Raw genomic sequence first — 6,921 nt, forward strand, 5'->3', positions numbered from 1 at the left:
GTTTGTAGAATGAGAGTTACCGGCTCTTCCGTTAGAACGCTTTGGCTGCCAAGGGGTGCTTAGGTTCCGGAGGGGTACGTCATGAGCGGCAAGGTACAATTCGGCATCATCGCAGCCAGCGTGTGCGTCACGGCCGCGCTAGTCTGGTGCGGCGCAAATCTAACCGCGCTTCTCATGCACGAACTAAGTCAGCATCCCGGTGCAGCGAAAGCTATGCCGCTTCTCCCTATGGTTGTGCTGCCTGTCGTTGCGGTCATTCTTTATCGTCGACGCAGTCGCCCGGTGATCTTGGCCTGAAAGCAGCGCCGTTCCATTTCTTTTGTTCGTGCCCCTCCCCCTTATGGGACCGGCTCGACCGGCCGGGTTGCCAGTCCTCCAGGAGATCGAGCAGTTCAAATGCCCAAGCCAATACAAGATGCTCGACTTGGTTTCGCCTTCACCGCTACAACGCTGGGCTTGCATCAGTAGACCGCCACCGCCCAATTTAGCCCTAGACCGTTCGGTCGACCCTGGGCTAGGCACGTCTTTAAGTGTCTCAATTACCCACGTCCGCTTGCTGCCGTTCACTCGAAAGGGTAGCTGTAGGAATGAAATCTGACCGCCTAATCCTGCGAAGCTACGCCCGTGTAACGGCGAAGCTTAAAGAGCGGATCGCAAGTGGCGAGTTTGCAATGGGTGCCCGCCTGCCACCGGAACGCGAACTTGCGACATGGTACGAAGTGTCACGTCCGACGATCCGTGAGACGATGATTGCGTTAGAAACCGAAGGATTTGTGTCAGTTCGTCCTGGATCCGGAGTATACGTGATTTCCACGCGTTCGCGGCTCAGTAGGGCAGTCGAAAAAGACGTTGATCTATTAGAACTTATTCAAGCTAGATGCGCAATGGAATCTGAGGCATGCGTCTTGGCGGCAACCCGGATATCCTGTGAACAATTACAAAGACTTAAATGCGCGGTAGAAGATATGCGTGTATGCCATGAAAAGGATGACATTATCGGCTTCGAGTATGCCGAGCGCCATTTTCATATGGGTATTGCCGAAGCTAGTGGGAATGCTGCCGTTTCCATCGCCATTGTCACGCTCTGGAATATTCAACCTTTTAAATCGCAGGCTGGCGTATTAAATAACAAAATAATTTCCGTAAGCGGCCCAAACGGCTTCAAAAATTATGAGGAAGTCATTGCTTCCCTAGGACTCGGAAATGGTAAAAAAGCCAGTTATCAAATAAAGACATATTACAATATTATCATAGATGCAACTTTAAAAGATATGGAGTTGTCAGCTATAGACCAAGTTCGTGAATCTATTAAACTAAAACGGAATCGTTACAGCCTAGAAGGTATAGATTAGTTCTTCTGTATAGTTAATATAACCTTACATTCGTTGAAGTATAAATCTAATTCAATATTCAATCTTTGGTTTGTCGCTTGAAAATCGACCAAAATACTGCCGGATAATTAAATGCATTTTGCAAAGGCTGCATCTATTAAATTGTAATAGGTAGTCTTTTGCCGTGTCATCTGGCCATCGAAACTATCTACACATTGCCGGTTTACGCGCTGTCGCCCCAAGCCGACAGATTTCGCTGTCTGTTGACAATCCATTAATTTGTCGGACATGTTATCGCTATCAGACAGGCGGCGTCGTTAATAAGGCGTCCGTCGGTAATAGGAGCGATCGGTGGCCTTCGCCTCAAATGCTAGAAATGAGCGCGATAACTACGCGGTCTTAAGCAATTGGCGGCGGTCGATTCGATGGCCTGACGTTCGTCTGAGACTGAGGTTTGGTAACGACCCGGACTGTATAGATATAGACAAACCCCTACTATATGGATGATCGTATACTCAATGATCCCCCCCTTTTTATATATCGACTGAAATGATCTGCTTTTCTGAATTGGCATTTTAGCAGAAAAAAGCCACTTTTGTCCTTATGCTTGACTAAAACCCCAATAAACAATCTTGTTATAGATCTGACAATATATAAAAATAAAACAAATCAAATTGGAGTTGGATAATGAAACGTCACTCGGCTCTACTTACACTCGCCGCTCTAACCGCGGCAACGCCTGCGTTTGCCGATGCCCCCTCACTCCGTAAGCAAGGTAGCGCGACTCAGCTGATCGTCGGCGGCAAGCCGATGCTGGTTATCGCAGGCGAGCTCAGTAATTCTGCAGCGTCCAGCGCCACGTACATGGCGCCGCACTGGAAGAAATTGCGAGCGATGCATCTTAATACGGTTCTCGCGCCGGTTGCGTGGGAGCTCATCGAGCCGCGGGAGGGGCAATTCGACTGGAGTTCAGTCGACGCCATGGTGCGTGACGCGCACGCGGCCGACCTGAAGCTGGTCATTCTGTGGTTTGGCGCATGGAAGAACTCGATGTCGACCTACGCCCCGTCCTGGGTGAAGCGCGACCAGACGCGGTTTCCACGTGCACAAGGTCCGAATGGGCAAGGCGTCGACATTCTATCGGCGTTCGCACCCGCGACGTTGAAGGCCGACCAGCGTGCTTACGCTGCACTGATGGCGCATTTGAAGACGATCGACGGTACGCAGAACACCGTCGTGATGATGCAGGTAGAGAACGAGATCGGCATGCTACCGGTCGCGCGCGACTACGGCCCTCTCGCCGAGGCCGCATTTCGTCAGCCCGTACCGACCGAACTGGTCCAGTATCTAATGCAGCACAAGGCCAGTCTCGTTCCCGAGATGCAGGCGATGTGGGTCGAGCGCGGTGCAAAGACGCAGGGCTCATGGGAGGACCTCTTCGGCGCAGGCGACGCTGCGGCGGAAGTGTTCACCGCTTGGCATTATGCACGTTTCGCGGATCAGCTTACCGCGGCAGGCAAAGCGGCGTATCCAATGCCGATGTACGTCAACGTCGCGCTCAATCGCCCCGGTCGCGCACCAGGCGAATATCCAAGCGGCGGTCCGCTGCCTCATCTTATCGACGTCTGGAAGGCCGGCGCACCCGAGATCGATTTTCTGGCACCGGACATTTACTTTCCGAACTATGTCGACCTGGTGGGTCGCTATAAGCGTCCCGACAATCCGCTCTTCATTCCGGAGGCGAACAACGCGGACAATACCGCGGTCCCCGCCAACGCCTTCTTTGCGTATGGCGAGCATGACGCGATCGGTTTCGGACCTTTCTCGATAGATTCGGTTGACGATGCTCCCAACGCTCTAACGAAGGCTTATGATGTGATCGACCAACTCTCACCGCAGATACTCGCGGCGCAGGGGTCGAACCGAATGGCCGGGTTTAAGCCACGCGTGTTGTACGACGAGACGGTCGTATACGAACCTCAGGTTCGAGACATCGGCGGCTATCGCTTCACGATCGCCTACGCTGACATTCAGCGGCCAGTCGCAAAGCCAGATGCTGCGAGCTATGGCGGGTTGATCATCCAGACCGGTCCTGAGGAGTTCCTGGTGGCGGGTCAGGGTATTACAGTGACCTTCAAGCCCATCGGCGACGGTCCAGCGCTGGCCGGCATCGACAGTGCTTTCGAAGGACGGTTCGACGCCTCAGGTCATTGGGTACCGGGTCGGCTCCTCAACGGTGATCAGACCCATCAGGGGCGCCACATCAGCCTGCCAGCCGGCGATTGGCAGATTCAACGTATAAAACTCTATCGCTACCGCTAGGTAGTCCAGTTGACATGGCTGGTAAGGCCAATTAAGAGCATTACGCTGATAGCGCTATCACGCGCAGTGTATGACTGACACCGACAATGAAGCGGTGAAGTCGTGAGGAGAGGAACTAGAATGAATTCGATCGTACGCCGCCGTAATGTTCGTGTGGCACTACTTACCGCAGTCGCGGTCAACGTCATGATTGCCATCGCGCCTGCTGCCGCGCAGGTTGCCGCGCCGAGCACGACGACGCCAATCGCGCCGGAGCAGCAGGGCATTACCGGTACGACGACCCAAGCCGAACCGGCCCCCGCTGATGCCAGTGGTCAGAGCACGACCGCCCCCGACAACGGGCTCGGTGGTACCGACGAGATCGTCGTTACCGGAATTCGAGGTAGTCTTCAGAGCGCGACTAATGCCAAGCGGAACGCTGTCGCGTTCGGCGACTCAATTTTCGCGGAAGATATCGGCAAGCTGCCGGCGACCAATCTCGCCGAAACGCTGAATCGCATTCCGGGTGTGCGCCTGAACCGAGACATCACTGGGGAGGGCGTACAAGTCGCGATCCGCGGGCTCGGTCCGAGCTTTTCCAAGGTTCTGCTCAATAATACCCAGATCGCAATCGCTTCTGACGGCGGCACGAACGGTACTGGCGGCGGCAATCGCGAGGTGGATCTTGATTTCTTCCCGTCCGAATTGTTTACGCGCCTCGATGTCTTAAAGTCGCCGGTTGCCTCGACGCTAGAAGGCGGGATTGCCGGTACGGTCAATCTTCGCAATGCGCGACCATTCGACAATCCGGGTACGCATCTAACTGTCGTCGGCCAAGGCCAGTATAACGATACTAACAACCGCTTTGGTCCACGCGGCGCGATCGTAGCGAGCAAGACCTGGGACAAGTTCGGCATTCTGATCGGTCTCCAGGGGGTTAACCAAAAGACCCGCGTCGATGGCTTCGAGACCGTTGGCTACACCGATGGCAACGTACCGACCGGTCGACCTGGTGTCGGCGACGTTGGCGGAAACGGTTTTGCGTATGCCCCAGTCGTCCCAGGAAACACCGGGTTCGGCCTGACGCCGGGCGCCCCCGTAGACTTGGCGGCAACGTCAGGTCTGACCGATACGCAGATTCGCAGTGCGCTCATCCCGCGGCTTGGTCGTAACAACGTGACGCAGGGTACACGCTCGCGGTATTCGGCGCTGCTCGCCGTGGAATTTCGCCCGACCGATACGCTTAGCTTAGCGTTTGACGGCATCTACGCCAAGTCGAAGCGCGACTTCGTCAAGTCGAACATGAACTGGTACGTTCGCAACTCGGGCCCCGGCCGGGATCCTACGTCAACGGGCGGCATGGTCCCGATCGGTTTGACCGTCGACGCGAACAACGTGGTTACCAGCGGGACGTTTGCGAACTCGGCCTTTTTCCTCGAAGAGAGCATTTTCCGGCAGACCACCGAGTTCTACAATCTAAACCCAAGTCTGACATGGGCGCCGAGCGACACGTTCAAGGTCGAGGCGCAGGTCAATTACGGCAAGAGCACTTTCTACCGTGAGCAGCCTAGCTTCCTGATTCAGACTCCACGCGAGACGGGTATCAACGCCTTCTACGATAATACTGACAGCAAAAATCCGCAGCCGATCATTACATCCAATGTCGACTTAGGCGATCCCAATCTCGGCTGGAAGTGGTATCGGCAGAATGTCCAGAGCGTACGCCGCAAGACCGAAACCAAGGGTGCACATGTTGACTTCACGCTCGGCGACGCAAACATGAACTTGAAGTTTGGTGGCGCCTACGACAGCGCGCTGCGCAACGTCCGCGCCTACGACAACTCGACTGCTTACCAGACCTCAGTGTGCGGCGCGACGTGCGACGGCACTACCGGCAGCGTCACTAATGCGCAATTGTCGCAGTACCTGCAGCGCCTGAACGTCACAGACATCGGCAAGCTGTCGAAGGGCAATGTAGGCTATAGCAGCATCATCTCGACGAAGCTCAAGGAACTGCAGGCAGCGACTAATTATCAGTCGTTCCTCGACAACGCGCCCGAAGCTCGCGGTTCGGTGACCGGTGGCACGACCGGCGACATTTTAGAAAAGACGTTCGGCTTCTACGTGGAGGGCAACGGCGTCAGCGAAATCTTCGGTCGCGAACTGCGCGCTAATGCAGGCGTTCGCTACGTCCATACCGATCAGCGTGTTGCAGGGCCGGTCCAGGTGGCGGCAGGACTCGTCGATGTGATTCAGGACTCTTCCTACGAAAAGGTCCTGCCGTCGCTTAACCTTACATATGACGTCATGAACCGCGTGAAGCTGCGCTTCGCCACATCGATCAGCATGACGCGCGCCGACGCAGGTTCGCTACTGCCGGGGCTTACCTTCTCTGATCAGGGCGCACAGGTCGCGACTGCGGGCAATCCCAACTTGAAACCCTACACGTCAGAGAATATCGATCTCGGCGGCGAATACTATACCGGGGGCATCGGCTATGTTGGCCTCTCGTACTTCCGCAAGAACATTGATGGTTTCACAGCTAACATCCAGTCGACGGTTCCGTTCACCGCGCTGAACCTCGCTTTCAGCACACTGACCACGACGCAACAGCAGGCGATTAACGGTCGCGGTGGTCCTGATGTCGCACAGATCGTCGTAACGCAGCCGGTCAATTTAAACCAGCTCAAGATTCAAGGCGTCGAAGCGACGTGGGTTCAACCACTGGACTTCCTTGTAACGGGGCTCGGCTTCTCCGCGAACGGCACGCGTATCACGCAGAAGTCCGATACGGGGCTGGTCGCGTCGGGTATCGCGCCGTGGAGCTACAATCTGCAGGGCTTCTACGAGGGCCACGGGGTCTCGCTCAGCCTAAACTATGTCTGGAACGATGAGTCTATCGCGGCAAACGGCCCACAGAATAACATTCCGGTACCGCTTCGCGCTGACGCGCGTGGTCAGTTTGATATGTCGATCGGATATCAGCTGCCGTTCTTCGAAAACAGACTGCGTTTGACCCTCGACGTTCTAAACATTACTAACGAGCCGTTGCGTACTACATTTGGCTACGACAATGCTGCTTACAGCGTTTATTACCCAGGTCGCCAATTCCTCGGCGGTATCCGAGCTAAGTTCTAAGTCTCCTCCCCTCGAGGAACCTAGGAGGCCAGCTTGAGGGCTGGCCTTATTTTTGACAACTGGTAATCGGCTTTTTCCCACGTGGATATCGCCGAGGTGCAGACCGCCGAGGGCAAGGCTCTCCTGAGGTCGTCGAAGGGCTCTATCTGTT

The 6,921-nt window shown here is 55.2% G+C and carries 4 protein-coding genes; all 4 read left to right on the plus strand.

Going from position 1 to position 6,921, the window contains the following annotated elements; translation table 11 throughout:
- Window positions 1–81: 81 nt before the first annotated feature.
- The 4 genes from sphst_RS20545 to sphst_RS11815 all read left to right on the plus strand — a co-directional run bounded on the left by sphst_RS20545 (window position 82) and on the right by sphst_RS11815 (window position 6,770).
- Window positions 82–297, plus strand: coding sequence for a hypothetical protein (locus sphst_RS20545; RefSeq protein ID WP_159043592.1), 216 nt, complete (start codon window positions 82–84; stop codon window positions 295–297).
- A 290-nt stretch (window positions 298–587) separates the two neighbouring features.
- Window positions 588–1,352, plus strand: coding sequence for a FadR/GntR family transcriptional regulator (locus tag sphst_RS11805; protein ID WP_081877427.1), 765 nt, complete (start codon window positions 588–590; stop codon window positions 1,350–1,352).
- Between the two features lie 666 nt (window positions 1,353–2,018).
- The gene (locus sphst_RS11810; protein ID WP_031393163.1) at window positions 2,019–3,653 is read left to right on the plus strand and encodes a GH35 family beta-galactosidase; all 1,635 of its coding nucleotides are present in this window, start codon (window positions 2,019–2,021) and stop codon (window positions 3,651–3,653) included.
- 120 nt (window positions 3,654–3,773) lie between these two features.
- A complete protein-coding gene (locus sphst_RS11815; RefSeq protein ID WP_031393162.1) occupies window positions 3,774–6,770 on the plus strand; it encodes a TonB-dependent receptor in 2,997 nt (998 codons plus the stop codon).
- Window positions 6,771–6,921 lie beyond the last annotated feature (151 nt).

Source organism: Sphingomonas sp. STIS6.2, assembly GCF_000732685.2.
In the GTDB taxonomy this organism is placed as follows: domain Bacteria; phylum Pseudomonadota; class Alphaproteobacteria; order Sphingomonadales; family Sphingomonadaceae; genus Sphingomonas; species Sphingomonas aerolata.

Bases quoted from the DNA above. Each gene is read 5' to 3' on its own strand.
- sphst_RS20545 (WP_159043592.1), top strand. From the start codon at position 82: ATGAGCGGCAAGGTACAATTCGGCATCATCGCAGCCAGCGTGTGCGTC.
- sphst_RS11810 (WP_031393163.1), top strand. From the start codon at position 2,019: ATGAAACGTCACTCGGCTCTACTTACACTCGCCGCTCTAACCGCGGCA.
- sphst_RS11805 (WP_081877427.1), top strand. From the start codon at position 588: ATGAAATCTGACCGCCTAATCCTGCGAAGCTACGCCCGTGTAACGGCG.
- sphst_RS11815 (WP_031393162.1), top strand. From the start codon at position 3,774: ATGAATTCGATCGTACGCCGCCGTAATGTTCGTGTGGCACTACTTACC.